The 24,883-nt window shown below is 67.1% G+C and carries 30 protein-coding genes; 12 read left to right on the plus strand and 18 right to left on the minus strand.

Translation table 11 applies throughout. The features are described from left to right. Positions 1-2: 2 nt before the first annotated feature. Complete coding sequence (locus ACFC0O_RS11285; RefSeq protein ID WP_375955758.1) at positions 3-866, minus strand: ABC transporter permease; 864 nt, start codon at positions 864-866, stop codon at positions 3-5. After that, positions 866-1,714, minus strand: a complete 849-nt coding sequence (locus tag ACFC0O_RS11290; RefSeq protein WP_364628692.1) for an ABC transporter permease — start codon at positions 1,712-1,714, stop codon at positions 866-868. Before ACFC0O_RS11290 ends, ACFC0O_RS11285 begins: the two co-directional genes overlap by 1 nt. 443 nt (positions 1,715-2,157) lie before the next feature. Between ACFC0O_RS11290 and ACFC0O_RS11295 the strand changes: the two genes are divergently transcribed. Beyond that, a complete protein-coding gene (locus ACFC0O_RS11295; protein WP_375955760.1) occupies positions 2,158-2,361 on the plus strand; it encodes a nuclear transport factor 2 family protein in 204 nt (67 codons plus the stop codon). Between the two features lie 8 nt (positions 2,362-2,369). Here the strand turns inward: ACFC0O_RS11295 and ACFC0O_RS11300 are convergent, their stop codons facing one another. Further along, on the minus strand, positions 2,370-3,464 hold the full coding sequence (locus ACFC0O_RS11300; RefSeq protein ID WP_375955762.1) for a calcium:proton antiporter: 1,095 nt from the start codon (positions 3,462-3,464) through the stop codon (positions 2,370-2,372). Between the two features lie 76 nt (positions 3,465-3,540). Further along, positions 3,541-3,984: a MarR family winged helix-turn-helix transcriptional regulator gene (locus ACFC0O_RS11305; RefSeq protein WP_375955764.1), complete on the minus strand. Its 444-nt coding sequence runs from the start codon at positions 3,982-3,984 to the stop codon at positions 3,541-3,543. 96 nt (positions 3,985-4,080) lie between these two features. Between ACFC0O_RS11305 and ACFC0O_RS11310 the strand changes: the two genes are divergently transcribed. The 3 genes from ACFC0O_RS11310 (at position 4,081) to ACFC0O_RS11320 (ending at position 6,737) form a co-directional block, all read left to right on the plus strand. After that, entirely contained in the window at positions 4,081-5,217 is a 1,137-nt protein-coding gene (locus ACFC0O_RS11310; RefSeq protein ID WP_375955766.1) for an SDR family NAD(P)-dependent oxidoreductase, read from the plus strand. Position 5,218: 1 nt separating this feature from the next. Further along, positions 5,219-5,929 carry an NAD(P)-dependent oxidoreductase gene (locus ACFC0O_RS11315; RefSeq protein ID WP_375955768.1) on the plus strand — a complete coding sequence of 237 codons (711 nt, stop codon included), beginning with the start codon at positions 5,219-5,221 and terminating at the stop codon, positions 5,927-5,929. A 67-nt stretch (positions 5,930-5,996) separates the two neighbouring features. Next, on the plus strand, positions 5,997-6,737 hold the full coding sequence (locus tag ACFC0O_RS11320; protein ID WP_375955770.1) for a VIT family protein: 741 nt from the start codon (positions 5,997-5,999) through the stop codon (positions 6,735-6,737). Positions 6,738-6,761: 24 nt separating this feature from the next. Here the strand turns inward: ACFC0O_RS11320 and ACFC0O_RS11325 are convergent, their stop codons facing one another. The 3 genes from ACFC0O_RS11325 to ACFC0O_RS11335 form a co-directional block, all read right to left on the minus strand. Then, positions 6,762-7,229 (minus strand): hypothetical protein, encoded by a 468-nt coding sequence (locus ACFC0O_RS11325; protein WP_375955772.1) that lies wholly within the window; start codon positions 7,227-7,229, stop codon positions 6,762-6,764. 34 nt (positions 7,230-7,263) lie between these two features. Next, positions 7,264-7,749 carry a hypothetical protein gene (locus ACFC0O_RS11330; RefSeq protein ID WP_375955773.1) on the minus strand — a complete coding sequence of 162 codons (486 nt, stop codon included), beginning with the start codon at positions 7,747-7,749 and terminating at the stop codon, positions 7,264-7,266. A 141-nt stretch (positions 7,750-7,890) separates the two neighbouring features. Next, positions 7,891-8,394, minus strand: coding sequence for a nuclear transport factor 2 family protein (locus ACFC0O_RS11335; RefSeq protein ID WP_375955774.1), 504 nt, complete (start codon positions 8,392-8,394; stop codon positions 7,891-7,893). A 99-nt stretch (positions 8,395-8,493) separates the two neighbouring features. Between ACFC0O_RS11335 and ACFC0O_RS11340 the strand changes: the two genes are divergently transcribed. Beyond that, complete coding sequence (locus tag ACFC0O_RS11340) at positions 8,494-9,321, plus strand: LysR family transcriptional regulator (protein ID WP_375955776.1); 828 nt, start codon at positions 8,494-8,496, stop codon at positions 9,319-9,321. A gap of 146 nt (positions 9,322-9,467) precedes the next feature. Here the strand turns inward: ACFC0O_RS11340 and ACFC0O_RS11345 are convergent, their stop codons facing one another. Together ACFC0O_RS11345 and ACFC0O_RS11350 are read right to left on the minus strand one after the other, a co-directional pair. Next, on the minus strand, positions 9,468-10,487 hold the full coding sequence (locus ACFC0O_RS11345) for an NAD(P)-dependent alcohol dehydrogenase (RefSeq protein WP_375955778.1): 1,020 nt from the start codon (positions 10,485-10,487) through the stop codon (positions 9,468-9,470). A gap of 50 nt (positions 10,488-10,537) precedes the next feature. Continuing rightward, a complete protein-coding gene (locus tag ACFC0O_RS11350) occupies positions 10,538-10,981 on the minus strand; it encodes a hypothetical protein (RefSeq protein ID WP_375955780.1) in 444 nt (147 codons plus the stop codon). A gap of 158 nt (positions 10,982-11,139) precedes the next feature. On the opposite strand from ACFC0O_RS11350, the gene ACFC0O_RS11355 reads away from it, so the two are divergent. The 3 genes from ACFC0O_RS11355 to ACFC0O_RS11365 all read left to right on the plus strand — a co-directional run bounded on the left by ACFC0O_RS11355 (position 11,140) and on the right by ACFC0O_RS11365 (position 14,153). Then, complete coding sequence (locus ACFC0O_RS11355) at positions 11,140-11,940, plus strand: helix-turn-helix domain-containing protein (RefSeq protein WP_375955782.1); 801 nt, start codon at positions 11,140-11,142, stop codon at positions 11,938-11,940. A 133-nt stretch (positions 11,941-12,073) separates the two neighbouring features. Further along, on the plus strand, positions 12,074-12,736 hold the full coding sequence (locus ACFC0O_RS11360) for a PadR family transcriptional regulator (RefSeq protein ID WP_375955783.1): 663 nt from the start codon (positions 12,074-12,076) through the stop codon (positions 12,734-12,736). A gap of 202 nt (positions 12,737-12,938) precedes the next feature. Then, positions 12,939-14,153 carry an FAD-dependent monooxygenase gene (locus ACFC0O_RS11365; protein ID WP_375955785.1) on the plus strand — a complete coding sequence of 405 codons (1,215 nt, stop codon included), beginning with the start codon at positions 12,939-12,941 and terminating at the stop codon, positions 14,151-14,153. Positions 14,154-14,211: 58 nt separating this feature from the next. On the opposite strand, the gene ACFC0O_RS11370 is transcribed toward ACFC0O_RS11365, so the two are convergent. Both ACFC0O_RS11370 and ACFC0O_RS11375 read right to left on the minus strand, forming a co-directional pair. Continuing rightward, positions 14,212-16,248, minus strand: a complete 2,037-nt coding sequence (locus ACFC0O_RS11370; RefSeq protein WP_375955787.1) for an MDR family MFS transporter — start codon at positions 16,246-16,248, stop codon at positions 14,212-14,214. A 110-nt stretch (positions 16,249-16,358) separates the two neighbouring features. Beyond that, on the minus strand, positions 16,359-17,015 hold the full coding sequence (locus tag ACFC0O_RS11375; protein WP_375955789.1) for a TetR/AcrR family transcriptional regulator: 657 nt from the start codon (positions 17,013-17,015) through the stop codon (positions 16,359-16,361). Between the two features lie 73 nt (positions 17,016-17,088). Between ACFC0O_RS11375 and ACFC0O_RS11380 the strand changes: the two genes are divergently transcribed. The 4 genes from ACFC0O_RS11380 to ACFC0O_RS11395 all read left to right on the plus strand — a co-directional run bounded on the left by ACFC0O_RS11380 (position 17,089) and on the right by ACFC0O_RS11395 (position 19,996). After that, the gene (locus ACFC0O_RS11380; RefSeq protein WP_375955791.1) at positions 17,089-18,027 is read left to right on the plus strand and encodes an RNA polymerase sigma factor RpoD/SigA; all 939 of its coding nucleotides are present in this window, start codon (positions 17,089-17,091) and stop codon (positions 18,025-18,027) included. 155 nt (positions 18,028-18,182) lie between these two features. Then, positions 18,183-19,058: an oxidoreductase gene (locus ACFC0O_RS11385; protein WP_375955793.1), complete on the plus strand. Its 876-nt coding sequence runs from the start codon at positions 18,183-18,185 to the stop codon at positions 19,056-19,058. 72 nt (positions 19,059-19,130) lie between these two features. Further along, positions 19,131-19,592 carry a transcriptional regulator gene (locus ACFC0O_RS11390; RefSeq protein ID WP_375955795.1) on the plus strand — a complete coding sequence of 154 codons (462 nt, stop codon included), beginning with the start codon at positions 19,131-19,133 and terminating at the stop codon, positions 19,590-19,592. Continuing rightward, a complete protein-coding gene (locus ACFC0O_RS11395; RefSeq protein WP_364628639.1) occupies positions 19,589-19,996 on the plus strand; it encodes a DUF3817 domain-containing protein in 408 nt (135 codons plus the stop codon). The genes ACFC0O_RS11390 and ACFC0O_RS11395 overlap by 4 nt, the downstream gene beginning before the upstream one ends. An 83-nt stretch (positions 19,997-20,079) precedes the next feature. Here the strand turns inward: ACFC0O_RS11395 and rdgB are convergent, their stop codons facing one another. The 7 genes from rdgB to ACFC0O_RS11430 all read right to left on the minus strand — a co-directional run bounded on the left by rdgB (position 20,080) and on the right by ACFC0O_RS11430 (position 24,866). Beyond that, a complete protein-coding gene (gene rdgB, locus ACFC0O_RS11400; RefSeq protein ID WP_375955797.1) occupies positions 20,080-20,688 on the minus strand; it encodes an RdgB/HAM1 family non-canonical purine NTP pyrophosphatase in 609 nt (202 codons plus the stop codon). Then, positions 20,688-21,461, minus strand: coding sequence for a ribonuclease PH (rph, locus tag ACFC0O_RS11405; protein ID WP_364628633.1), 774 nt, complete (start codon positions 21,459-21,461; stop codon positions 20,688-20,690). Before rph ends, rdgB begins: the two co-directional genes overlap by 1 nt. An 86-nt stretch (positions 21,462-21,547) precedes the next feature. Then, the gene (locus ACFC0O_RS11410; protein WP_375956121.1) at positions 21,548-22,312 is read right to left on the minus strand and encodes a cyclic nucleotide-degrading phosphodiesterase; all 765 of its coding nucleotides are present in this window, start codon (positions 22,310-22,312) and stop codon (positions 21,548-21,550) included. Positions 22,313-22,386: 74 nt separating this feature from the next. Further along, positions 22,387-23,022 carry a rhomboid family intramembrane serine protease gene (locus ACFC0O_RS11415; RefSeq protein ID WP_375955800.1) on the minus strand — a complete coding sequence of 212 codons (636 nt, stop codon included), beginning with the start codon at positions 23,020-23,022 and terminating at the stop codon, positions 22,387-22,389. Positions 23,023-23,139: 117 nt separating this feature from the next. Further along, positions 23,140-24,102, minus strand: a complete 963-nt coding sequence (locus tag ACFC0O_RS11420; RefSeq protein WP_364628628.1) for a cysteine synthase — start codon at positions 24,100-24,102, stop codon at positions 23,140-23,142. Between the two features lie 2 nt (positions 24,103-24,104). Continuing rightward, positions 24,105-24,383, minus strand: a complete 279-nt coding sequence (locus tag ACFC0O_RS11425; protein ID WP_364628625.1) for a MoaD/ThiS family protein — start codon at positions 24,381-24,383, stop codon at positions 24,105-24,107. A gap of 33 nt (positions 24,384-24,416) precedes the next feature. Then, positions 24,417-24,866 (minus strand): Mov34/MPN/PAD-1 family protein, encoded by a 450-nt coding sequence (locus ACFC0O_RS11430; RefSeq protein WP_375955803.1) that lies wholly within the window; start codon positions 24,864-24,866, stop codon positions 24,417-24,419. Positions 24,867-24,883 lie beyond the last annotated feature (17 nt).

Consider the following 24,883-nt stretch of genomic DNA (forward strand, 5'->3'; position numbering starts at 1 on the left):
CCCTACCCCGTGAACGTGATCGCCGAATTGAAGCCCCACAGCCCGAGCGAGAGCACCATGTCCAGGGCGATGATCGCCACCGAACTCGCGCGCACGGCCTTGCCGGAGGCGATGCCAACACCTTCGGGACCGCCGGTCGCGAAGAAGCCGTAGTAGCAGTGGATCAGAATCACCACCACCGCGAAGATGGCCACCTTCACCACCGCCGCGATCACATCGAAGCCGGAGACGAATTGGAAGAAGTAATGGTCGTACACGCCCGCGGATGATCCGTGCACCAGCGTGATCAGGCCGCGGCACGCCAGATACGACATGATCAGCGCGATCAGGAAGGTCGGCACGATCGCGACCACACCGGCCAGCACCCGGGTGGTCACCACGAAGGGAACCGAACGCAGGCCGAGCGATTCGATGGCGTCGATCTCCTCGGAGATGCGCATGGAACCGATCTCGGCGGTCATGCGGCAGCCCGCCTGCGCGGCGAAACCGATGGCGGCCGCGATCGGCGCGAGCTCACGGGTGGTGGCGTACGCCGACACCAGGCCGGTGACCGGGCCCATGCCCAGCATGTCCAGCGTCGCGAACGATTCCACCGCCACCGACGCACCCATGACCAGGCCGAGCACGATCATCATCGGGACGGTGCCGCCGCCCACGATGATGGAGCCGCGGCCCCAGGTCATATTGGTGATGGCGCGCATGGTCTCGTCGCGATAGCGCTTGAGCGTCAACGGAATCGACGACAGCACCTGCCAGACGAAGGAGAGCACGAAGCCCACGCCTTCGACGCGGCGCAGCAGTAGCCCGCGACGGTGATAGAAGCGCGCGAACCAGCCCAGTCCCTTCGGGACGTAAGTAGCGGACATCAGGCGAGCCTCGTCGGCAGGAACATGGCGGTGATCTGGGTGGCGATCAGATTGACCACCACGATCGAGACCACCGAGAGCACCACCGCGGCGTTCACCGCATCGGCCACACCGCGCGGCCCGCCCTTGGCCTCGAGCCCGCGCTGGCAGGCGATGATCACCACGATGAAACCGAAGATGACCGCCTTGAGCAGCGAGATCCAGACATCGGCGGTGGTGGTGAAGGAACCGAAGGTGGCCCAGTAGCTGCCCGGCGTGACGCCCTGACCGCCGATGGCCACCACATATCCGGCGAGCACGCCGACGAAGATGATCAGCACGTTCAGCAGCGGGGCGACCACCAGCATGGCCACCATGCGCGGAATCACCAGGCGGTGAATCGGACTGATGCCCATGGTGTTCAGGGCGTCGATCTCCTCGCGAATGGTGCGCGCGCCCAGATCCGCGGCCAGTGCCGCCGCGCCCGCGCCGCCCAGCAGGAAGCCGGTGGCCAGCGGCGCGCCCTGTTTGATGACGCCGAGGCCGCCGGTCGCGCCGAGCAGCGAATCCGCGCCGAGGGTGTGGATGAGGTTGCCGACCTGCACCGAGACGATGACGCCGAAGGGAATCGCCATCAGGATCGCCGGAATCGCGGTCACCGTCACCAGCCGCCAAGCCTGGAGAATGGCTTCCTTCCACTGGAATTCGCGGCGCGCGATATCGGTGAAGGTGCCCGCCACCGATTCCTGGGCGATGCCGGCCGCGCGGCCGAAGGTGCGCAGGGAGGCCACCGCGGTGCCGGAGAAGTTCTCGCGAACGATGCGGACATTGCTGCGCACGGCCGAGCGGCGCGCGAGGGTCCGGGTCATTGCGGGGTGACTTCTGCGAGACGCCGAATTCGGCGCCGGGTGACGAGGTTCAAATCTTCTTCTCCGTGATCGGCAACACTGCCTGCCATCAAAGCTAATGGTTACGCGGAGTTACAACAAATCCGTCGGAAGTGTGACCCAGGACTCTAAGTTACCTTCCAGTACATGTGAGACGATCCTGTTCAACAAGACGATTGCCTATGTGACCTGCGGATCTAGAACTTGTTATTAGTTGCTACCGCTATCGATATGATGCTGGACACACGTCCAGTCAACCGGCGGCAGGCCACCCGAAACGGCTGGTGCGATACCAAAACCGAAATTTGGTGAACAGTCAGCTACCCGAATCCACCCATACCGGGTGCGCATCGGCTATGGCGGTTTTCCGCCATGCCAGCGCGTAAAGACCGACCGGAGTGTTCACTGTGCCTGTGGATCCAACAGTGTCGGCAGTCCTTTCGGCGGTCGCGTCCGATGACTGGACGGCATTCGCCAAACTGGTACACCCCTACGTGCACTGGACCGAGGACGGCATCACCACGCGCGGGCGCACCCGGGTCATGGCCTTGCTCTCCGGGCACGACGGCGTCAAACCCGCCAGCACGTACGAACTACGGGACGGGCAGATCTATCGCTGGACCTCGTGAACCCGCGATCACGGACTGACGGCCAGAAAGACGAAGGCCGAGAACAACACCAGGTGCACACAGCCCTGCAATAAAGTCGCGCGGCCGGGCACCACGGTGAGCGCGCCGACCACAACGGTCAACGCCAGCAACACCATTTGCGTCGCGCCCAGGCCCAGCATGAGCGGACCCTCGATCCAGATCGACGCCAGCGCGATGGCCGGAATCGTCAGGCCGATACTCGCCATCGCCGAACCCAGCGCCAGATTCAGACTGATCTGCACCCGCTCGCGGCGCGCGGCCCGCACGGCCGCAATGGTTTCCGGCAGCAGCACCAGCAGTGCGATCACCACACCCACCGCGGAGGCGGGCAAACCCGCTGCGGCGATACCGCTTTCGATGGACGGCGATACCAGCTTGGCCAGGCCGACCACACCGACCAGGGCCACCAGCAGCAGCGCCAGGGAAATGAAAGCCTGTTTGCGCGTGGGCATTTCGTCATGGTCGTCATCGGCCTGGTCGCCGTCCTCCACGGGTAGGAAGTCACCCGGATGCCGGACCGTCTGCACCATGACGAAGACGCCGTAGAGCACCAGCGAGGCCGTCGCGGCGAAGATCAGCTGCGAGGCCGAGAAGACCGGACCGGGCTCACTGGTGGTGAAGGTCGGCAGCACCAGGCTCAGCGTGGCCAGGGTGGCGACCGTGGCCAGCGCGCCGCCGGTGCCCTCCGCATTGAAGACCGCCAGCCGCCGTCTCGCCGCCGCCACCAATAGGGATAGGCCGAGAATGCCGTTGCAGGTGATCATCACCGCGGCGAAGACGGTATCGCGGGCCAGCGAGGCCGCCTTGTCACCGCTGGAGAGCATGAGCGTGACGATCAGGCCGACCTCGATGATGGTCACCGCCACCGCGAGAATCAGCGATCCGAACGGTTCACCCACCTTGTGCGCGACCACCTCGGCATGACTGACCGCCGACAACACCGCCCCGACCAGCGCCGCGGACACCAGTACCACCACCGCCGGACCGAGGTCACGACCCCAGGAAACGGCCAGTACCAGGGCGGCGACGAGCGGAATGACAAGCGACCAATAGCGACAGACGATGCGCACCATGACCTTCATCGTTCCAGCAAATTGTTCGCATTCACCGCAAAACGAGAGCCAGACCTCCCTCGGCGAGCCGGGGGCATGACGCTTGTCAGCCGATCTCGCCGGCGGCGCGCTGATAGGCGGCGGCCGCGCGCTCGAAGTAGTCGAACAGTACCGCGCGCTGGTCAGCGGGGTAATCGCCGATGATCTCACCGATCGCCCGGCGCACCGGCGCGAGCACTCGATCCAGCTCGGCGGGCTGGCCGACCGGCTCCACGATCACCTTGCGCCGATCCCCCGGATCGGCGGCGCGCCGGACATAACCGGCCGCCTCCAGCCGATCGATGAGCCGGGTGGTCGGGCCTGTGGTCAGGCCGGTGCGGGTGCCGAGTTCACCGGGGGTCATCGCCCCGCTCAGCCCCAGGATGTTGAGCGCGTACAGATCGGTCGCCCCCAATCCGACGACCTTCGCGCCCGCCTGAGCATGCAGAACGACGGCGCTTTCGTACCGCCGGAAGATTTCGCTCTCTTTCGATCCCGCGGGTGTTGACACGGTTCGCCTCCTTCACCTAATCTCTTCCTCAACGAAGAAACTTCTTTAACGAAGAAGCATCTTCTAGGCAGAAGAATAACATGGAGGCTGATTCGAATGACCCCCACCACGCGGACCGGACGAGCACTGGTCACCGGTGCGAGCGCCGGAATCGGGCGGGCCTTCGCCACCACGCTGGCGGCACGCGGATACACGGTGACCGCCGTGGCCCGGGGCGCGGCCGGACTGGACGAACTCCGGGCCGAGATCGGGAACGATCACGAATTCCTGATCGCCGACCTCGCCACCACCGCAGGCGTGCGGACCGTCACCGAACGGCTCGACGCGGCGAATTACGCGGTGCTGGTGAACAATGCGGGCACCGCCACGCACGGCGAGTTCGCCGTGACTCCCGTGGCGGACGCGCTGGAAACGCTGGATCTCAACTGCCGCAGCGTGATCGAGCTCGCACACCATTTCCTCGCCCGGGCCGAGCCGGGGGCCGCGCTCGTCAACGTGGCCTCCGCGCTGGCCTTCGAACCCCGGCCGGAACTCGCGATATACAGCGCCACAAAGGCTTTCGTCGCCAGCTTCTCCGAAGCTCTCTGGCAGGAACAACATTCGCGGGGCGTACGGGTCATCGGCCTGTGCCCCGGCGTGACCATCACCCGCTCACAGACCGCCGAAGGCGTCCCCGCCGAGTACGTGCAGACGCCGCAGCAGGTGGTCGACCGCGCACTGGCCGCGCTCACCGACGGCAGCGGCCCCATCGTCCACACCAATGATCACTACCGAAAGGCAGACACCATGAACGCCACCGAGATCGACACCACCGCCATCCGCGCCCTGATCGAGCGCAGCGCCGACGCCTGGGGCCGCGGCGACGGCGCCGCCTACGGCGCCTGCTTCACCGCCGACGCCACCGACGTGACCTACGTCGGCACCGTCTACCACGGCGGCGACGAGATCGGCGGCGCACATCAGGCACTGTTCGACAGCTTCCTCAAGGGCACCCGGCTCACCATCGACATCCTGGAGATCCGCCGCTACGGCTCCGACACCGCGATCGTGGTCACCCGTGGCGAATCCGGTAAGGGTACGGCCAAGAAGCTCGGAAAACTGGCCACCTACACCGTCATTCGCGATACCGACGGCCAGTGGCGCATCGCCGCGGTCCAGAAGACCCAGCACAAGCCCCTCATGGAAGCCGTCTCCTTCAAGTTCCAGCCCGCCACCCGCCCGGCCGCACACTGATATGGCGACCATCGCAATCCTCGGAGCCACCGGCCGCACCGGGCGAATCCTGGTCCGGCAGGCCCTGACCCGCGGTCACGATGTCACCGCTGTCATCCGCCCGGGCTCGCAACCCACCTCGCGCCCCACCGTCGAGACCCGCTCGACCATGCGGCCCGTACACCCGGCCGCGGACGCTTCATCCGGCGTCCGATCGATCGAACAGTCCGCGTTCCCGGCGGCCGTCGCCACGATTGTCGCGGATCCGACCGATCCGGCGGCGCTCACGGCGCTGCGCGGACACGATGTGGTGATCTCCGCGCTCGGGGCCACCGGGCGCGGTCCGGCCACCATCTACTCGCGCAGTGCCGAGGCGCTCATCACGGCCTCCGCGCCCGGAAGCAGGGTGCTCGTGATCTCTTCTGCCGGAATCGAAGTCCCCGCCTCGGCCGGACCGGGCACCCGCCTCGCGGGCCGCCTGCTCTATCGCCTCATGCGCGGCACCTACGACGATATGGCGCGTATGGAAGAGCTGCTCGCCGCCAGCGAGCTGCGGTGGACCGCCGTCCGCCCGACCCGGCTCGTCGACGGTCCCGCCGGGACACCGCGCGTCTCACTTGGCGCGACCGCGCCGGTGGGGTCCACCACCCGCCGGGCCGATCTCGCGATGTATCTCCTGGATGCCATCGACGATCCGCACACCTACCGGCTCCCGGTGGCCGTCTCGTCCTGAACCGGCCGTCCGGCGGCGGCCGCGGCAGATACGACAAAACGGTCAAGGGGTGGAATAGGCTTTCGGGGTGGCCGAAACGAGTGTCGAGGCGGGCGGGATCGGGGAACCGCATCCGCATGAACCGCATAACGAGGGGCTGGCTTCGCGGCTGAACTGGTTGCGGGCGGGGGTGCTCGGGGCCAATGACGGGATCGTCTCCACCGCCGGGCTGGTGGTGGGTGTGGCCGCGGCGACGACGGAGAGTTCGGCGATTCTCACCGCGGGTATCGCGGGATTGACCGCCGGTGCGATCTCCATGGCGGCGGGCGAATACATATCGGTGAGCACGCAGCGGGACAGTGAGAAGGCATTGCTGTCCAAGGAGCGGCGGGAACTGGCCGAATCACCGGAGTTCGAACTGGCCGAGCTCGCGCAGATCTACGAGGGCAAGGGGCTCTCGACGGCTACCGCGCGCCAGGTGGCCGAGGAACTCACCGCGCATGACGCCTTCCGGGCGCACGCGGAGGCCGAATTGGGTTTGGACCCGACCGAACTCACCAATCCGTGGCATGCGGCAATCTCCTCGGCGGTGTCGTTCACGCTCGGCGCAATACTGCCGCTGCTGGCCATTCTGCTGCCGCCGGTGTCGTGGCGGATTCCGGTCACCTTCGCGGCAGTGCTTGTGGCACTGGCGATCACGGGCTCGGTGAGCGCGCGACTCGGCGGCGGCAATCCCCGGCGCGCGGTGCTGCGGGTGGTATTCGGCGGTGCGCTCGCCATGGCGGTCACCTACGGAATCGGCCAGCTCGCAGGCGTTTCCGGAATCTGACGGGAGCGATCCCGGGGCGCTGGGTTATCGCGGCGGCAACAGGATCGGGACCTCGACCGGATGCGGTGCGACGGGCGGCACGACCCCGGCGGGCGGCGGATTGGCAGGCGCGGCAGGCGGATTCGCCGGAGCCATGCGCGGATACACCAGCTCCGGGGAGCCGATCTGCGGGGTGGCGGGACCGTTCACCGGCGCGGCCGGACCGGCCACCGGAGCCTTCGACGGGGGCAGCAATCCATGTGCCGGGGCGACGGAATCGTGTTCGGCCGGAGCGACCGCGGCGGGCGCGGCCGGGGGGTGATACATCGAGGTGCGGCTCGGATCCAGCACGCCGCGAACGGGATTCGCGTCGGTATCGCCGGAGCGGGTGAGCAGCATGCCCGCGCCGATGGCGAGCACCATGAGCCCGGAAACGAGGACGACCGCGGCCAGACCGCGCGGGTCGAGATCGCCTTCGTGCGCCGAGTCGGATTGCCGCGGGCTACCGAGCATGGTTGTCCTCCTTCGGATTCCGGCCGGTCGCCGGTCAGGGGGCCGGGGGCGGTGGTGGCGGGGGCGGTGGCAACAGGAACGGCAGGATGGGGGCGAGAATGTCCGGGATGACCGGCGCGGGCGGCGGCGGGGCGGGCGCGGGCGGCGGCGCGGGTTCGGGCGCGGGAGCCGGAGCGACCGGGGCCGGGGCCGGGGCGTAATAGGTTTCCGGAGCGGGCGCGGGTTCGGGGGCCGGTGCGGGCGGCGGGGGTGCGGGAGCGGGTGCCGGAGCAGGCGCGGGTCCCGCACTGGCGGGCTGCTGGGTGGAGCTGGTGACCGGGGCCGCGGGTTCATCGGAGGATTCGCCCCAGCCGCCGAAGCTGCTGCGCACACTGCCACCGACCAGGGCCAGCACCACACCCAGCGAGAGCACGATCATCAGCACCAGGGTGCGCGCCGACATCTCACCGGACTCCACCACGCCGGGTGTGCCGTCGTCGTCGCTCACCTGAGGTTTCTCGCGCACCGCGCCGAGGGACACCGGAAACTCCTTAGATTCCCGGGCAGCTTGCCCGCCGATCCGAAAAGCTCGTCTTCCAGGACCGTACACAGGTTTGCCATGAACCTGAATCGACCTAACGACTCAGAATCATTCCAGCTCAGTATCTATTTTCTTGGATTGCTAGAAGATGGCTTTCGGGTCGCCGGTGAACCAGATATTCACAATGCGGATGCGCCGCATGAGCCAGCGCTCACCATCGCGAACCAGCTCCACCTCGTAGCGGTTCTTCAGCAGCGCGAAGACATCGTGGTCATAGGTGCGCAGGTGCTGCGCCTCGACCATGGCGGTCAGCCAGGCGGTGTCGCCGTCGATGACAACGCGCGGATTGGTGACCTGGTGGCTGGTGTCGACGCGGCCCGCGAAGCCGCTCAGGATGGTGTCGACGATGAAATCCCGGCCCACCATGAGCGGGGCCTTGCCACCCCAGCGGTCGGCGGTCGGCTGAAAGTCGAGTTCGGCGTCCTCGGTGAACGATGAGGCGAACAGGTCTCGATCGCCCAGATCCTGACCGAGGGCGAAGCGGTACAGCGCGTCGGTGATCTCGGCGCGGTCGCGCAATTCCCGGACCGTCGCGGTGTACTCGGCGATCGGGGCGGACAGTGCGTGCGAGGCGGTGACGGGCATTGCGGTTCCTCCTTGGCGGTGCGGTCCGCTTCACTGTCGGCGTCCGCGCGGGCGGCGGCAATCTCCCGGTGTGCAACGATCGTCAAGCACGGCTTAACAATGCTGGTGGAGGCGGAAATGCTGGAGCGGCACGAAATCGAGGTCCTGCTCACCCTGTCCGAGGAACTGCACTTCGGGCGCACCGCCGACCGGCTGCACATCTCCACCGCCCGGGTGAGTCAGACCGTGGCCAAACTCGAACGGCGACTGGGCGTTCCGCTCTTCGACCGGAGCAGCAGGCGGGTGGCGGCGACACCGGCCGGGCGTGATCTCTACGCCGAACTGCGGCCCGCCTGGGATCGGATCTCGGCGGCGGTGGCGCACACCGTGGCGACCGGACGCGGACGCGGCGGCACCCTGGAGGTGGCGTTCGTGGAAGCGGCAACCGGACAACTACTCACCCGCGCGGCCGAACTCTTCCGCGAGCGACTGCCGGAGTGCGCGGTGCGGATTCGGGAAGCTCAACCCGCACAGGTGATTCCGTGGTTGCGCGAGGGTGAGATCGATATCGCGCTGGGGGTGCTGCCGGTGCACGATCCGGATATCACCGCCGGGCCGGTGCTGGTCATCGAGGCCCGGATACTGGCGGTGCCGGTGAATCACCGCCTCGCGCAGCGGCGTTCGGTGACCCTGGCCGATATCCCGGCCGCCACCGTGCTGACCGGAACCGGGACCACCGGTGAATTGCTGACCGCGGTCGGCGCGGGCAAGGGGGTGCTGCCCATCGGGGCTCACGCGCAGCGCTATCACGCCCGCCCCGATGTCGCCTATGTCCCGCTCCGCGATGCCGCGCCGATTCAGTGGGTACTGCTGTGGCGCAAGGGAAATGACACCGCGCGTATCCGTGGGTTCGCGAGTGCGGCGGAGGTCGCCGCCCAGCCCGGCTGAATTAATACCGTTGCCGGGCTGTGGATCCCGGCCAAAAGCATGCCGGGATGACGGACGGGGCGGGCAGCCGAGCGACGGAGACGACGGGGCGGGCGGCCGAGCGACGGGGACGACGGGCCGGGCGGCCGGGTGACGGGGCGGGGCGGCTAGGCGACGGAGATGACGACCTTGCCGAACGGGTCGCCCTCGGTGTAGTAGCGGAACGCCTCGCGCGCCTGGTCGAACGGGAATACCCGGTCGATGAGCGGCCGCATCCGATGGTCGGTGATGGTGCGGTTCATCGCCTCGAAATCGGCGCGCGAGCCGACCGCGATCCGGCGCACGCCCAGGTATTTGAAGCCCGTGGGATCACCGGGCTGCTGTCCGGCCTCGGCCAGGAACGCGCCGATCAGCGTGATCATCGCGTTGTAGGCCCCGGACGCCTGCGATTTCGGCAGCGTCGGCATGCCGACCGCATCGATCACATGTTGGACACCGTCCCCACCGGTGAGCTCGAGGACCCGCTGCTCCCAGTCCGGGAATTCCTTGCGGTCGATGACCTCGTCGGCTCCCAGTTTGCGCAGGCGCTCGGCCTTATCGGGCGAGGAGGTGATCGAAATGACTCGCGCCCCAAGCATTTTGGCGTGCTGGACGGCGAACAAGCCGACCACGCCGGTGCCGACCGTGAGCACGGTATCCCCCGGTCCCGCCGGAACCGGCTTGGTCAGCGCCGACCAGGCCACCAGGCCCGCCGCGGTGAGCGATGCGGCCTCCGCGTCGGTGAGGTGCTCGGGGACGTGCACCACCGAATCCTCTTCCAGCAGCACATAGTTGGCCAGCCAGCCGTGATGATTCGCACCGTACTGCTCGAAGGAGGACTTCTGGGTCTGCGGCCCGTCGTTCCAGGCGACGAAGTAGGTGCCGGTGACCCGGTCGCCGAGCGCGGCGCGGGTCACGCCCTCGCCCAGGGCGATCACCTCGCCGACGCCGTCGACCAGGGGCGTGATGCCGGGGGTCATGGGGACCGGGTATTTGCCCTCGTAGAGCAGGATGTCGCGACGATTCAGCGAGGTGGCGCGGACCTTCACGACGACCTGATGCGGTCCGGGCTCGGGCAACCGCTGCGCCCGGGTGCCGAGGCCGTCGAGGCCGCGCAGCGGATCCATCTGGTACGCAATGCCATTCATTGTGGTTCTCCTGAAAGCGTTCGAAAGTTGTTGTGCCGATGAATGTGTCGCTACGCGGGGCCGATGTACTGGTGATCGCTGCGGATGCGCCCGTCCTCGTCCAGCGCCAGCACGTCGTAGCCGGTGCCGCCGATCGAGCCGTCCGCGGTGGAGACCATCGCCCAACCGAGACCGGCCAGACCGCCGGCCAGGCGCTGTGCCACCCCGAGGGGCTGGAAGGTGTATTCGCCCGGGGCGATGAACATTTCGTAGGCCCGGGTGACCCGGGCGTCCAGCTCACGGTGGCCGCGGACGGTCAGGTACGGGACGGGGAAGGCGATGGCGGCGGCCGCCTCGCGGATCTCCTGCGGCGGATCGGTCAGCACCTGCGCGCCGTCCTCGGCCCACAGTTCCGCGATCAGCTTGGTGCGAGCGGCCGCGTCGGCCTCGTTCCAGAGGGTGATGTACTGCTCGGTCAGGGTGGTCAGTGCGGCGGTGTTCAGCTCGTTGCTCATGACCGAAAGTCTGTTCGGCGGCGCGATCGAGCGCGATTCCCCGCAGGGAATGATCATGCTCCGCGGGGAATGATCGAATGGCCGCGCTTGTCATTCCACAGGCGGGCCATTCCCTCCGGGGAATCGCCCGGAGACGGCCGGGCGCACACAGTGGAGGTATGACGATCATGGCGGTGGCAGCACCGGCGAGCCCCTTCGCACAGCAGTTGCGGCACTGGCGCACCCGGCGCCGGATCAGCCAGCTCGATCTAGCGATCAGCGCCGAGACGAGTCAGCGCTATCTGAGCTTCCTGGAGCAGGGTCGCTCACATCCCGGGCGCACCATGGTGGTGCGGCTGGCCGAATCGCTGGGATTGTCACTGCGCGAACGCAATACGCTGCTGCTGGCCGCGGGCTACGCTCCCGCTTTTCCCGAATCCGCTTTGGACGCACCGGAACTCGGTCCCGTACGGCACGCACTGGACACCATTCTGCAGGGGCACCTGCCGTATCCGGCCGTGGTGACCCGGCCGTACGGGGTCCTGGTGTCGGCCAATGCGGCATTCGAGATGCTGGCCGAGGGCTGTGCGCCGGAGCTACTCGACGCGCCGTTGAATGTGTTGCGGCTGGCGCTGCATCCGGACGGCCTGGCCCGGCGGGTGATCAATCTGCCCGAATGGGGGCGGCATATCACCGACAGCCTGCGCAATCGGGCGGCACGCAGTCCGGATCCGGATCTGGACGCGCTCATCACCGAATTGGAGGCGTACCTGCCCAAGGTCGATCCCGGTCCGCAGCATCTGGGTTTCGCGGTACCGCTGCGGCTGCGCAGCCCCGGTGGCGAATTGCGCCTGATCACGACGCTGACCTCGTTCGCGACGGCCACCGATATCACCCTGGCCGAACTGCACCTGGAGGCTTTCCTGCCCGCCGATCAGGCCACCTCGGATTATCTGCGCGCACGCTTCGCCACCTCCTGACACGCGAACCGAATCCAGCGCCCCGCACGGCCTTGCCGTGCGGGGCGCGCTGTCGTTTCGGGGCAGGTATCGGCCCTTGTTTTTCAGATACTCGTAGACGTATATTCGTAGACGAGTAAGGGAGGTGCCGGAGATGGCTCGCAAGCGCAAGGTCGGAAATCTGATGGCACTGGCGGTGCTGTCGGTCATGGCCATTCAGCCCATGCACCGCTATGAGATCGCCGCCCGTTTGCGGGAGTTCGGCAAGGACCACGATATGGGCGTCAAATGGGGTTCGCTCTATACCGTCGTGGACAACCTCACCAAACACGGCTTCCTCGAGGTCACCGGCAGTGAGCGCGACGGGGCCCGCCCCGAACGCACCATCTACCGCATCACCGAGGCCGGTCGCGCCGAACTCACGGACTGGACAAGGGAACTCATCGCCAGCCCGGAACCCGAACAGCGGCCGTTCATGGCCGGACTCTCGGTGCTCTCGGTGCTGCCGCCCGATGAGGTGATCGGCCTGCTCACCGACCGAATCACCAAGCTGGAGACGACCATCGCCGCCACCCGCACTCAAATCGATTCGCTCGCAGGCTCATTGCCGCGCCTGTTCCTGGTCGAAGACGACTATGAGCTCACCATGCTGACCGCGGAGGCGAACTGGGCGCGCGCACTGCGCGATGCTCTCGCCGACGGCAGTTTTCCCCAGGTGGACCAATGGCGGGAGTGGCATAGCGGCGGCTCCCTGCCCGCCGATGTCGTGGCGCAAGTGGAGGGAGGGCTGCCCGGCGCGCAATCGCCGCCGGACTGAACCACCGATCGATTCACCGAATAGACCGGGCCCCGGCGAAGGTGCTGCAACACCACCGCCGAGACCCGGGAACACACCTTCCCGATCCGTGCTCGTGCAGGCGAACTCGTACCGAGTTTGGCAACTACAGGATAACTGGGTTCTCCGCGCACGCTCTGATTCGGGGTTTATCGCACCCTTCGAATATTCAGGGAGACAACCCATGTCCACCAATTCACGCGCTATTCGCAGCGCCCTCGTCATCGGCGGCGGCATTTCCGGACCGGTCGTCGCGGCCGCACTGCACCGGGCCGGGATCGAGGCCCGCGTCTTCGAGGCGTACCCGGGACCCGCGTACGGCATCGGCTCCAACCTGGCCCTGGCCCCCAACGGGCTGGCCGCGCTGGAGATCATCGGGGCCGCGGACGCGGTCCGGGCCATTGCCGCGCCGATCCGGTCGCAATCGATGGCGGTCAACGGCAAGCTCATCAAACTGCCCGGGATCAGCGGCGTCGAACCGCTGCAATTGGTCGACCGGCCCGATCTGCACACCGCGCTGCACGATGTCGCCGTCGCCGCCGGGGTGAAATTCGAGTACAACCGGCGACTCGTCGAAGTCGAGGAGAACGCGGACGGCATTACCGCGCATTTCGCCGACGGCAGCAGCGCCACCGGTGATGTGCTCATCGGCGCGGACGGCATTCGCTCCACCGTGCGCACGCTCATCGATCCGAAGGCTCCGGGGCCGCAGTATCTGAATATGCTGGGATTCGGCGCGTACACGCGATGCCCGGTGGATCTGGAACCGTCCGATATGACCTTCGCCTTCGGCAAGCGCGCCTACTACCTGTACTGGGTCATGCCGGACGGGCGCGTCGCCTGGGGTGCGAATCTGCCGCACCCGCAATACCTTTCACTCACCGAGGCGCGCAGCGTCTCGAATGAGGAATGGTTGCGCGTCCTGCGCGAGACCTACGCGGACGACACCCCGGGTGCGGCGCTGGCGCAGGCCACCCAGGCGGCGGATTTGCAGGTCGTCGGCGCGCTGCACATCATGCCGCCGGTACCGCACTGGTATCGCGGGCGCATGGTGCTCACCGGCGATGCCGTGCACGCGCCGAGCAATACCTCCGGGCAGGGCGGGTCCATGGCCATCGAGAGCGCCATCGAACTCGCGCACTGCCTGCGCGATATCGATGATCCGGCACTGGCTTTCGCCACCTATGAGGCGCTGCGGCGGCCCCGGGTGGAAGGGGTCGCGAATCGGGTCAAGCGAATGAATCACACCAAGGCGGCGGGTCCGGTGACCCGGGCGTTCATGGGCATGATCATGCCGATGATGTTCAAGCGCATGGATCCGGAGAAGGTGTTCGGACCCGAGCAGCACTTCCGAATCGATTGGGACGCACCGGTGCGACCGGTCCGGGCCACTGCCTGAGCGATGGAAATGACCGTGGCCGTTGCCCTTCCAGGCAACGGCCACGGTCGTGCAGGGGTCAGCGCTTGGCGGGGAGGGCGTCCGGGTAGTCCGCCTCGTCGAGGAGTTTGGTGGCGATATTGTCGATGCTCTGGTCGAAGAGCGCGCGTTCCTTGGGATCGGTGAGATCCCAGTCGTCGAGCTGGTTTTCGAGCCAGTGTTTCCAGGCGGTGTGCACGGTGTCGACCTCGCGCATGCCACGGTCGGTGAGCGAGAGTTCGTCACCGTCGCGGCGGACCAGACCCTCGCGCTGGGTCTTCTCGAAGACCGGTTCCACCAATTCCGGTGGCACCCAGTGGGTTTTGGCGATATCGGAGACCGTGACCGAACCGCGCAGGCGCTGATACATGCGCACCTGGCCGAGCGCCCACGCCTCATCCTTGGCCAGGGAACTGCCCGACGCCGCGAGAATGCCGGGCTCGGGGACGGCGTTGTCACGCAGTTTGCGCAGCACCCGCACGATGGCCCGCTCCATCTGCACCCCGCGATCCGGGGAGTCCGGCACCGCGAACCCCTCGCCGACATCGGCGGCCTGACCGCGCGAACTGTCGCGCAGCGGAACCTCTTTCAGGAACCAGGCGATCAGGAAGCCGAGCACCGCGACCGGCACCACCCAGCGGAAGACATAGTCGATGGAGGTGGCGTAGGCCTCGATGATCGGCATGGCCTGTTCCGGCGGCAGCGCGCGCAGCGCCTGCGGATTCTGCGCCACCTCCGGCGGCACCTTCGCCTCCATCAGCGCCGAAGTCAGGTGCGGGCCCAGCTGATTCGAGTACAGCGTGCCGAAAACCGTGGTGCCGAACGCGCTGCCGATGGTGCGGAAGAAGGTCACGCCCGAGGTCGCGGTGCCCAGATCCGAATACGGCACGCTGTTCTGCACCGCGATGGTGAGCACCTGCATGGCCAGGCCGATGCCGAGGCCCAGGATCAGCATGTACAGCGACTGCAACCAGAAACTCGTACCGGAATCCATGGTGGACATGAGGAACAGGCCCAGCGCCATCACGGCCGTGCCCGCGATCGGGAAGAACTTGTACCGGCCGGTGCGGCCGACGATGGTGCCGGACAGGATCGAGGTGCCGAAGAGGCCGACCACCAGCGGCAGGGTCTGCACACCGGAAGCGGTGGCGGATACGCCCTTCACGTATTGCAGGAACGCGGGCAGGTAGGTCATCGCGCCGAGCATGGCGAAGCCGACGATGAAGCTCAGGATCGAGCAGACGGTGAACACATTGCTGCGGAACAGGCGCATGGGGAGCATGGGCTCCTCGGCCCGCAACTCCACCGCGACGAATGCCGCCAGTGCCACCACGGCCGCCGCGAACAGGCCGATGATCATGGCCGAACCCCAGGCGTATTCCTGTCCGCCCCACTCCAGGCCCAGGATCAGGCAGGTGACGCCGATGGCGATGAGCGCGATGCCCAGGTAGTCGACGATCGGTTTCACCGCATTGCGGACCACCGGAATCGTCCGCGCCGCAACGAGAATCATGATGATCGCGATGGGCACGTTCACGTAGAAGCACCAGCGCCAGCTCAGATGATCGGTGAACAGGCCGCCCAGGGTCGGGCCGACCACCGTGGTCACGCCGAACACCGCGCCCAGCGCACCCTGGTACTGGCCGCGTTCGCGCAGCGGGATCACATCGGCGATCAGTGCCATCGAGGTGACCATGAGCCCGCCCGCGCCCAGCCCCTGCACGGCTCGGGCAATGATCAGCAAATCCATCCCGTGCGCCATTCCGGCGACGATCGAGCCCAGGATGAAGATGGCCCCGCTGAGCTGGAAGATCAGTTTGCGCCCGAACAGGTCACCGAATTTTCCGGCCAGCGCCGTGGCGATGGCCTCGGCGACCAGATAGGCGGTGACCACCCAGGCCATATGCCCGGAACCGCCGAGATCGGCGACGATGGTGGGCAGGGCGGTGGCGACAATGGTCGAATCGAGTGCCGCCATGAGCATCCCGAGCACCACCGTGCCGAAGATGACATTGATCCGGGCCCGGCTCAGAGGCTGGGGCACCGAAGGAGCGACGGCCACGCTGGCACCGGTCATCGGCCCAGTATGTTTCGCCCACTACCGAAGACACAGCAACGACACGGCTAACTAGTCCGTCATCCCGGCACGCTTCCGACCGGGATCCACGCCAGAATGCCGAATACGCCCTATTGCGCGCGCACCGCATAGTCACCCAGCGACGGCTCCAGGGTGTCGAACGCGGTGATGACATTCCCGGTCAGCGCTCTGGCGATGACGTCATTGGACTCCCCCGCGACCGTGCGCCGCAGGGTCTCCTCGAACAGCGCGCGATGGATGCCGCCGAGCAGCGCCGCCGCCACCCGCGGGGCGAATTCGTCCGGCCCGGCGGATGTTTCGGCGGCCAGGCAGGCCGCGAGGCGGCGCTCGCGCTCCTCGTGGAATTCGCGCAGCCGCGCCACCAGGGCCGAACTGCCGGTGATGAGGCGGGCGAAGTCGGGGCCGGAGAAGCCCACCACCGCATTGCGTTCCGCGACCGTGGCGAGGTAGTTGCGGCGCAGCGCGGCCAGCGCCGATTCGCCGATCTCGCGCTCACGCACCGTCTGCGCGAGCGTCTCCACGAAGATGTCGTGCAGATCGAGCACCAGGTCTTCCTTGCGCGGGAAGTAATTGGTGACCGTCATCTTGGCGACGTCCGCGGCGGCCGCGATCTCGGCGATGGTGACGCTGTCGTAGCCGCGTTCCAGGAACAGCAGGGTGGCGGTGTTCGAGATGTGCTGCCGGGTCTGCTGCTTCTTGCGCTCCCGCAGGCCCGCCGACCTGCCATCGGTGATCTGTGCGTTCATGTCGACGACTATATCTGATTCCGTCCCAAATTCATTCTTGACATATTTTTAGGTCGCATCTAAGTTTGTCCGCATGAGTAGCGCGATCACCCTCAGCGAAGACGCCATCAAGGACTACCTCCGTCGCATCGGCGGCACCGCGTTGTTGACCGCACAGGATGAGTACGCATTGGGAGAACGCATCGAAGCCGGACGGCTGGCACGACAGCGGATGGACGAGTCCGCTTCCGCCGCAATCGAACTCAGCGCCGCCGAACGGCGCGCACTACAGCTGGCGAGCGCCGACGGCCGGCGCGCCAAGGACCATATGGTGCGCGCCAACCTGCGCCTGGTGGTCTCCATCGCCAAGCACTATCCGACTCCGGCGGGCATGTCGCTGCTGGACCTGACCCAGGAGGGCACGCTGGGCCTGATGCACGCCATCGACAAGTTCGACCATCGGCGCGGTTTGAAGCTGTCGACCTATGCGACCTGGTGGATCAAACAGTCCATCGGGCGCGCGCTGGCCGATCAGAGCCGCACGATTCGGGTCCCCGTGCACGTGGTGGAGGTGCTGAACCGAGCCAAGCGCACGCAGCGACAGCTGTCCCAGCAGCTCGGGCGCGAAGCGACGATGGACGAGCTCGCGACGGCAATGGAGCTTCCGGTCGAGCAGGTGCGCGAGGTGCTACGCCATGGGCGCGAACCGATTTCGCTGCATCTCCCGGTCGGCGAGGAGGACGCCACCGAACTCGGCGCACTGCTGGCGGACAGCGCGCCGGACCCCTCGGTGACCGTCACCGAGGCCGCGGCCCGCGGCCGGATCCGCCAAGTCCTCGCAGGTCTGCCGGAGCGGGAGGCGCAGGTCATCACACTGCGCTACGGTCTGGACGGTGCGGAGCCGCGCACCCTGGAGGAGGTCGGCCGCCTGTTCGGCGTTTCGCGGGAGCGGGTGCGGCAGATCGAGTCCAAGGGCATGCAGCGGTTGCGGCAGCCGTCGCGCATGTCGGCTTTTGCGGACATGCTCGGCTGAGATCCGGGACGCGTCGCGCGGCTTGCGGCGCGTCCCGGACACCGTCCGGTGCGTCCCGGACACTCGGCCTATCGCAGGAACTTACTCTGGAGTAAGATCAGCGGACCGTGTGCGCGACGAAGCGCACCGAAGCCGAACCTGTGAGGTCAACAGCCATGGCATGGAAGCCAAGCGATATCTCGGACCAGTCCGGGCGCACCTTCGTGATCACCGGAGCAAATGGCGGGCTCGGCGAGCAGACCACCAAGGTGCTGGCGAGCAAGGGCGGCACCGTCATCATGGCCTGCCGCAATACCGCGAAGGCGCAAGAGGTCGCCGACCGCATCGACGGTGATGTGCGGGTCGCCGGACTGGATCTGGCCAGCCTGGAATCGATTCGCGAATTCGCGGACGGCCAAGGCGAATTCGATGTGCTGATCAATAACGCCGGGCTGATGAACGTGCCGTTCTCGCGCACCAAGGACGGCTTCGAAACCCAGTGGGGCGTCAATCATCTCGGCCACTACGCGCTCACCGGGCTGCTGCTGGACAAGATCGGCGACCGCGTCGTCACGCTGGCGTCCATCGCGCACAAGCAGACCCCCAAGCTGTGGATCGACGACCTCAATTACGAAAACCGCAGGTACCAGCGCAATCTCGCGTACGCGCAGTCCAAGCTGTCGAATCTGATGTTCGCGCGTGAACTCCAGCGCCGTCTCACCGCCGCCGGTTCCAGCAAGCGCTCCTACGGCGTGCACCCCGGCGTCTCGGCGACCGATCTGTTCGCCCGCACCGAAACCCCCATCGACCGCATCGCCAAGCCGGTCATCCGCCTGGTCGGCCACGCGCCCGCCCTGGCCGCGCACTCCTCCCTCTTCGGGGCGACCGAGCCGGACGCCGATCCCACCGTCTACTGGGGTCCGGCCCGCCTGATGGGCAATAAGGGCCCGGTCGAGCACGCGCCCTCCAGCAAGCTGTCCCAGGATCGCGAACTGTGGCGTCGCCTGTGGGAAGAGTCCGAGCGACTCACGGGCGTCACCTACAAGTTCTGAGCATCAACGGCTTCCGATAATGCGATGGACCTCCTACTACGGTGGCCGTAGTAGGCAGGTACCGTGGAGGTCGTGTCCGCTCCCCAACGCCGTCCGGCCCTGATCGTGTTCGTGGTCGTGGCATTCGTGGCCTGCCTGGGCCTGGGGTGGTGGCAGTGGGGACGCTACGAATCCGGCACCGGCACCGCGCAGAACCTCGGTTACGCACTGCAGTGGCCGTTGTTCGCGGGGTTCGTGGTGTGGGCGTACTTCCGGTTCGTGCGGCTGGAGAAGGACGCCGAATTGGAGGCGGAGTTCGAGGCCGCGCCACCGTCATCCGCGGCCGAAGCCGCGCCGCGCCCGAAGCGGCCCAAGCCGCAGGCGCCGCGCGAGATTCCGGCCGGACTGCTGCCCGAGCGGCCCAAGGCGGCCGCCCAGGATGATCCGCAGACCGCCGAATACAACAGGTACCTGGCCGAACTGCACGCCAGCGATCTCGATCAGCAGATCCAGGACGCCGGGCTGCGCAACCACCCCGAAAGGAGCGCCGGGTGACCGCGCGCGACAACTCCCAGGCCCCCGTCGCGACCGGTGCGGAAACCCTCGCGCCCCGACCGCTCGGCGCGGCCGCACCCGAGAAGATCCGCGGCGCACTGCTGCGCTACCGGATTCTGGCCTGGATCACCGGTCTGTGGCTGCTGGTGCTCACCGGCGAGGTGATCTACAAGTACCTGCTGCTGGACGACAGCAGCACCGCGCCGCACTGGCTGTTCTACGTCGGTCAGGTGCACGGCATCTTCTACATGCTGTACCTGGTAATGACCATCGATCTGGGCATCAAGGCGCGGTGGAAGCCGGTCACCACGGCGCTGACCTGCCTGGCGGGCACGGTTCCGTTCCTGTCCTTCGTGTTCGAGCACATGCGCACCAAAGAGGTCAAGGCCGCCTTCGGGCTCTGAGCCGCACAGACAACGAACGCGCCCCCATCCGATGGATGGGGGCGCGTTCGCTGTGCTGGAGTTGCCGCGAATACACGGGCAATTCAGTTGGCGGCCAAGGCTTTCAGGGCCGGGAGCAGTTGACGAAGGGCGCGGCCGCGATGGGAGGCGGCGTCCTTCTCCGCCGGGGTGAGCTGCGCCGCCGAGACGGTGCCGCCCTCCGGAACGAAGAGCGGGTCGTAGCCGAAACCGCCGTCGCCCACCGGCTTCCGGGAGATGACGCCCGGCCATTCACCGCGCACGACCTCTTCGACGCCGTCCGCGACCAGGGCGCAGGACGAGACGAAGCTCGCGCCGCGGCGCTCGTCCGGGACATCGCCGAGCTGGGCCAGCAGCAGGGTGTTGTTGGCCTCGTCATTGCCGTGCGTACCGGACCAGCGTGCCGAGAGCACACCGGGCATACCGTTCAGCGCGTCCACCGCGATACCGGAATCGTCTGCGACACAGGGCAATCCGGTGGCGGCGAAACCGTCACGAGCCTTGGCGAGGGCATTCTCCTCGAAGGTCGCGCCGGTTTCGGGGGCCTCCTCGTATTCCGGAACGTCGTTCAGGCCCACGATTTCGACGCCCGCGATACCGGCCTCATCGAGGATGCGGCGCAATTCGTTGAGCTTCTTGGCATTTCGGCTGGCGACCAGGACGCGGCGGGACATCAGGACTTCTTCTTCCCCTCGGACGGCTCCGGGAGCACGCCCGGATACGGCAGTGCGAGCGCTTCCTTCTGCACCTGGAAGATGCGCTCACAGCCCGCGAGCGCGGAGTCCAGCATCTTGTCCAGGGTGGAGCGCGGGAAGGTCGCGCCCTCACCGGTGCCCTGGATCTCGACCAGGGTGCCGGTATCGGTGGCGACCACGTTCATATCGACCTCGGCGCGCGAATCCTCCTCGTACGGAAGGTCAAGGCGCACACGGCCGTCCACCACGCCGACGCTCACCGCGGCGATGGCGCAGGAGATGGGCTGCGGATCGGTCAGCTGCCCGGCCGCGGCCAGATAGGTGACGGCGTCCGAAAGCGCAACGTACGCACCGGTGATCGCGGCGGTGCGGGTGCCGCCGTCGGCCTGCAGCACATCGCAGTCGACCGCGATGGTGTTCTCGCCGATGGTGGACAGATCGATGCAGGCCCGCAGCGAACGCCCGATCAGACGGGAGATCTCCTGGGTGCGGCCGCCGACCTTGCCCTTGACCGACTCACGCCCGGAACGGGTGTGCGTGGCGGCGGGCAGCATCGCGTATTCGGCGGTCAGCCAGCCCAATCCGGAATCGCGCCGCCACGGCGGCACCCCATCGGTGACGCTCGCGGTGCACATGACGCGCGTCCCGCCGAATTCCACCAGCACCGATCCCGCCGGATGCGTGGTGAACCCACGGGTGATCTTTACCTCGCGGAGTTCGTCATCCGCCCTGCCATCGGCTCGTTTAGACACGGGCCCAGCCTAATAGTGCACGGAACGAACATGTCCGCGGCCCATACGGGTCGCGGACATGTCGGCGAATGGTGGGTTCGGGAGCGTCAGATGTCGAAGGTCTCGCCCGGGGACACCGCGTGCACCGGACCGCTGAAAACGGCCTTCGCCTCGGCGATCACATCTTCGCGCGAGGTCCACGGCGGAATATGGGTGAGCAGCAGTTCACCGACGCCCGCCTCGGCGGCGATCATGCCCGCCTCGGTGCCCGAGAGGTGGATGCCCGGGGGCCGATTCGCCGGATCGTGCGTCCAGGACGCCTCGGCGAGCAGTACGTCCGCACCGCGCGCCAGGTCGTAGACCTCGGGGCAGATGGCGGTATCGCCGGTGTAGACGAAGGTGCGCCCGGCGGCGGTCTTGATGCGCAGGCCGTAGGACTCCGGCGGGTGGTACATGCGGCGCGCCTCGACGGTGTGGCCGGGACCGAACGGGATCGGCTCCCCCACCGACCACTGCCGCATATCGATCACATCGGACCAGTCATCGGTCTCGCCGCCGATCTCCGCGGACGCGTTGCCGATGCGCAGCGAGGTGTCCGACGGCCCGTAGACGATGGCCTTACCCGTCGGCGGATTCGGATGGTAGCGCCGCCACACCAGCAGCCCGGGCAGATCCAGGCAGTGATCGGCATGCAGATGGGTGAGGAAGATATCCACCTCGCCCGGATCCAGATAGCGCTGCAACGCGCCCAGCACGCCGGGACCGAAATCGATGACGGTGGGAGTCATATCCGGGCCGGTGAGCAGGTATCCCGACGCCGGGGAATCCGGGCCGGACACGCTGCCCGAGCACCCGATCACGGTGAGGCGCATTCCCCCATGCTGCCACGCTGCTGTCTCACTCAAGGAGGGATCCCCCAAATCGCCGACCGGGTCCACCGTCACCCTTACGACACGAGTCGGCCGGCGTTGGCCCCGCGACGATGACGACGTTCATCCGCTGAGAGTACCCACCCCGCAACCAGTCCACCCACCGCCCCGAAAAGATGCCCTTGCCAAGAGATTCCGGGCTGTCCGGGCAGTACACCCCACAGAATCGAGCCATACAGCAACCCCACCACCAGGCCAATGGCGATCTGCACCACATTGCGGGCGAACACACCGCGCGAGATCAGATAGGTGAGCCAGCCGAACACGAGCACCGACGCGCCGACGTGAACGGAGTGGCTTTGGCCGATCAGCCAGGTGCCGGTCCCCGCGATCACCCAGATGATGGCGGTCGCCGCGAGGCCCCGGCCGATACCCGTCAGCAGGGTCAGCAGACCCAGCACTAATACCGGAACCGTATTACCGAGCAGATGCGGCCAATTGGCATGCAGCACAGGGGCGAACAGAATCCCGTCCAGACCGTCGAGTTGACGGGGCTTCACACCGCCCGCTTCGTCGAGGTGATGACCGGTGACGGTGTCGACGCCTTCTACCCCGTAGAGGAAGGCGGTAAACGCGAGAATGATCGCAATCGCCCGCTGCCACAGCAGCTTCAGCGCGCCGCCCCCGCGCTGTGCGACGCCGGGATTCGTCAATTGCCCCCGCAGTCGCGCGATCCGATCCGGATCGAATGACGCGCCGACGCCGCTGCCGCCCATAGCCGGTACCTCCTAGGCCAAGCTCTGCCCCGAGCGTACCGCCGCCGACCGGGCTCAGGCCCAGAGCTGACCTTCGAGGCGGTCCTCGGCCTCTTCCAGGGTGCCGTCGTAGGCCCCGGTGGAGAGGTATTTCCAGCCGCCGTCGGCCACCACGAAGGCGATGTCGGCTGTGACGCCCGCCTTTTCGGCCTTCTTGGCCACGCCCAGGGCGGCGTGCAGGATCGCGCCGGTGGAGATGCCCGCGAAAATGCCCTCTTCCAGGACCAGTTCGCGGGTGCGGCGGACCGCGTCGTAGGGGCCGACCGAGAAGCGGGAGGTCAGCACCGAGGCGTCGTACAGCTCCGGAATGAAGCCCTCGTCGATATTGCGCAGGCCGTAGACGAGTTCGCCGTAGCGCGGTTCGGCGGCGACGATCTCGATGGACGGGACCTTCTCGCGCAGGAAGCGGCCGGTGCCCATCAGGGTGCCGGTGGTGCCAAGGCCCGCCACGAAATGCGTGATCTCGGGCAGGTCGGCCAGGATCTCCGGGCCGGTGGTCTCGTAGTGCGCGAGCGCGTTCGCCGGATTGCCGTACTGGTAGAGCATGACCCAGTCCGGATGTTCGGCGGCGATCTGCTTGGCCAGCGCCACAGCCTGATTGGAGCCGCCCGCGGCGGGCGAGTCGATGATGCGCGCACCGAACATGGTGAGCAGCTGACGGCGCTCCACCGAGGTGTTCTCCGGCATGACGCAGACCAGTTGGTAGCCCTTGAGTTTCGCGGCCATCGCCAGCGAGATGCCGGTATTGCCGCTGGTGGGCTCCAGGATGGTGCAGCCGGGCGTGAGCTTGCCCTCGGCCTCGGCCTGTTCGATCATGCGCAGCGCCGGGCGATCCTTGATCGAACCCGTCGGATTGCGGTCCTCGAGTTTGGCCCACAGGCGCACATGGTTCTCGCCGTCCCAGCGCGGGGACAGGTTCTTCAGGCCGACCAGGGGCGTATCACCGAGCGTCGCGATCAGCGACTCGTAGCGCGCCACGGTTAGCGGGAACCGCCGGCGACCGCCGGGAGGATGGTGACGGTGCCGCCCTCGGGCACCTCGGCCGCCAGACCACCGGTGAAGCGCACATCCTCGTCGTCGACGTAGATGTTCACGTAGCGGTTGAGCTTGCCGTCCTTGAGCAGTCGCTCCTTGAGGCCGGTGTGGTTGGCCTCCAGGTTGTCGATGAGTTCGGCCAGGGTCGCGCCCTCGGCCTGTACGCGCTTCTCACCGCCGGTGAGGGTGCGCATGATGGTGGGGATGGAGACGGTGACCGGCATGGGGGGCTCCTTGCTGTTTCCGGCGGAAGATGTTCAGGCGTCGGCGGATTCGGTATCCGACCCGGTGCCGGAGTAGGCGGGGACGATCTCGACCGGCTCCTCGGTGACCACGCCATCGAGGATGCGGTAGCTGCGCAACTCGTGCGCGTCGGCGTCGCGGGTGGAGATCAACACGTAATGCGCGTTCGGCTCGGACGCGTACGAGATATCGGTGCGGCTCGGGTACGCCTCGGTGGCGGTGTGCGAGTGGTAGATGACCACCGGCTCCTCATCGGCATCGTCCATCGCGCGCCAGACGCGCAATTGCTCACCGGAATCGAAGCGGTAGAAGGTGGGCGAGCGTTCGGCGTTCAGCATGGCCACGAAACGCTCCGGGCGATCCGAACCCTCGGGACCGGCGATGACACCGCAGGCTTCGTCCGGGTGATCGGCGCGCGCGTGCGCGACCATCGCCTCCACGAGATCGGCCCTGATCACCAGCACAGTTCGAATCCTTCCCT

The organism is Nocardia sp. NPDC056100 (assembly GCF_042266325.1).
GTDB lineage: Bacteria > Actinomycetota > Actinomycetes > Mycobacteriales > Mycobacteriaceae > Nocardia.

What these genes read in the sequence shown, in the direction of transcription:
- ACFC0O_RS11385 (WP_375955793.1), top strand. Translation starts at nt 18,183, where the DNA reads ATGGCATGGAAGCCAAGCGATATCTCGGACCAGTCCGGGCGCACCTTC.
- ACFC0O_RS11425 (WP_364628625.1), bottom strand. Translation starts at nt 24,383, where the DNA reads ATGCCGGTCACCGTCTCCATCCCCACCATCATGCGCACCCTCACCGGC.
- ACFC0O_RS11335 (WP_375955774.1), bottom strand. Translation starts at nt 8,394, where the DNA reads ATGCCCGTCACCGCCTCGCACGCACTGTCCGCCCCGATCGCCGAGTAC.
- ACFC0O_RS11355 (WP_375955782.1), top strand. Translation starts at nt 11,140, where the DNA reads ATGACGATCATGGCGGTGGCAGCACCGGCGAGCCCCTTCGCACAGCAG.
- ACFC0O_RS11300 (WP_375955762.1), bottom strand. Translation starts at nt 3,464, where the DNA reads ATGAAGGTCATGGTGCGCATCGTCTGTCGCTATTGGTCGCTTGTCATT.
- ACFC0O_RS11370 (WP_375955787.1), bottom strand. Translation starts at nt 16,248, where the DNA reads ATGACCGGTGCCAGCGTGGCCGTCGCTCCTTCGGTGCCCCAGCCTCTG.
- ACFC0O_RS11310 (WP_375955766.1), top strand. Translation starts at nt 4,081, where the DNA reads ATGACCCCCACCACGCGGACCGGACGAGCACTGGTCACCGGTGCGAGC.
- ACFC0O_RS11325 (WP_375955772.1), bottom strand. Translation starts at nt 7,229, where the DNA reads ATGCTCGGTAGCCCGCGGCAATCCGACTCGGCGCACGAAGGCGATCTC.
- ACFC0O_RS11345 (WP_375955778.1), bottom strand. Translation starts at nt 10,487, where the DNA reads ATGAATGGCATTGCGTACCAGATGGATCCGCTGCGCGGCCTCGACGGC.
- ACFC0O_RS11315 (WP_375955768.1), top strand. Translation starts at nt 5,219, where the DNA reads ATGGCGACCATCGCAATCCTCGGAGCCACCGGCCGCACCGGGCGAATC.
- ACFC0O_RS11340 (WP_375955776.1), top strand. Translation starts at nt 8,494, where the DNA reads ATGCTGGTGGAGGCGGAAATGCTGGAGCGGCACGAAATCGAGGTCCTG.
- rdgB (WP_375955797.1), bottom strand. Translation starts at nt 20,688, where the DNA reads ATGTCCCGCCGCGTCCTGGTCGCCAGCCGAAATGCCAAGAAGCTCAAC.
- ACFC0O_RS11285 (WP_375955758.1), bottom strand. Translation starts at nt 866, where the DNA reads ATGTCCGCTACTTACGTCCCGAAGGGACTGGGCTGGTTCGCGCGCTTC.
- ACFC0O_RS11290 (WP_364628692.1), bottom strand. Translation starts at nt 1,714, where the DNA reads ATGACCCGGACCCTCGCGCGCCGCTCGGCCGTGCGCAGCAATGTCCGC.
- ACFC0O_RS11365 (WP_375955785.1), top strand. Translation starts at nt 12,939, where the DNA reads ATGTCCACCAATTCACGCGCTATTCGCAGCGCCCTCGTCATCGGCGGC.
- ACFC0O_RS11375 (WP_375955789.1), bottom strand. Translation starts at nt 17,015, where the DNA reads ATGAACGCACAGATCACCGATGGCAGGTCGGCGGGCCTGCGGGAGCGC.
- ACFC0O_RS11380 (WP_375955791.1), top strand. Translation starts at nt 17,089, where the DNA reads ATGAGTAGCGCGATCACCCTCAGCGAAGACGCCATCAAGGACTACCTC.
- ACFC0O_RS11410 (WP_375956121.1), bottom strand. Translation starts at nt 22,312, where the DNA reads ATGCGCCTCACCGTGATCGGGTGCTCGGGCAGCGTGTCCGGCCCGGAT.
- ACFC0O_RS11360 (WP_375955783.1), top strand. Translation starts at nt 12,074, where the DNA reads ATGGCTCGCAAGCGCAAGGTCGGAAATCTGATGGCACTGGCGGTGCTG.
- ACFC0O_RS11350 (WP_375955780.1), bottom strand. Translation starts at nt 10,981, where the DNA reads ATGAGCAACGAGCTGAACACCGCCGCACTGACCACCCTGACCGAGCAG.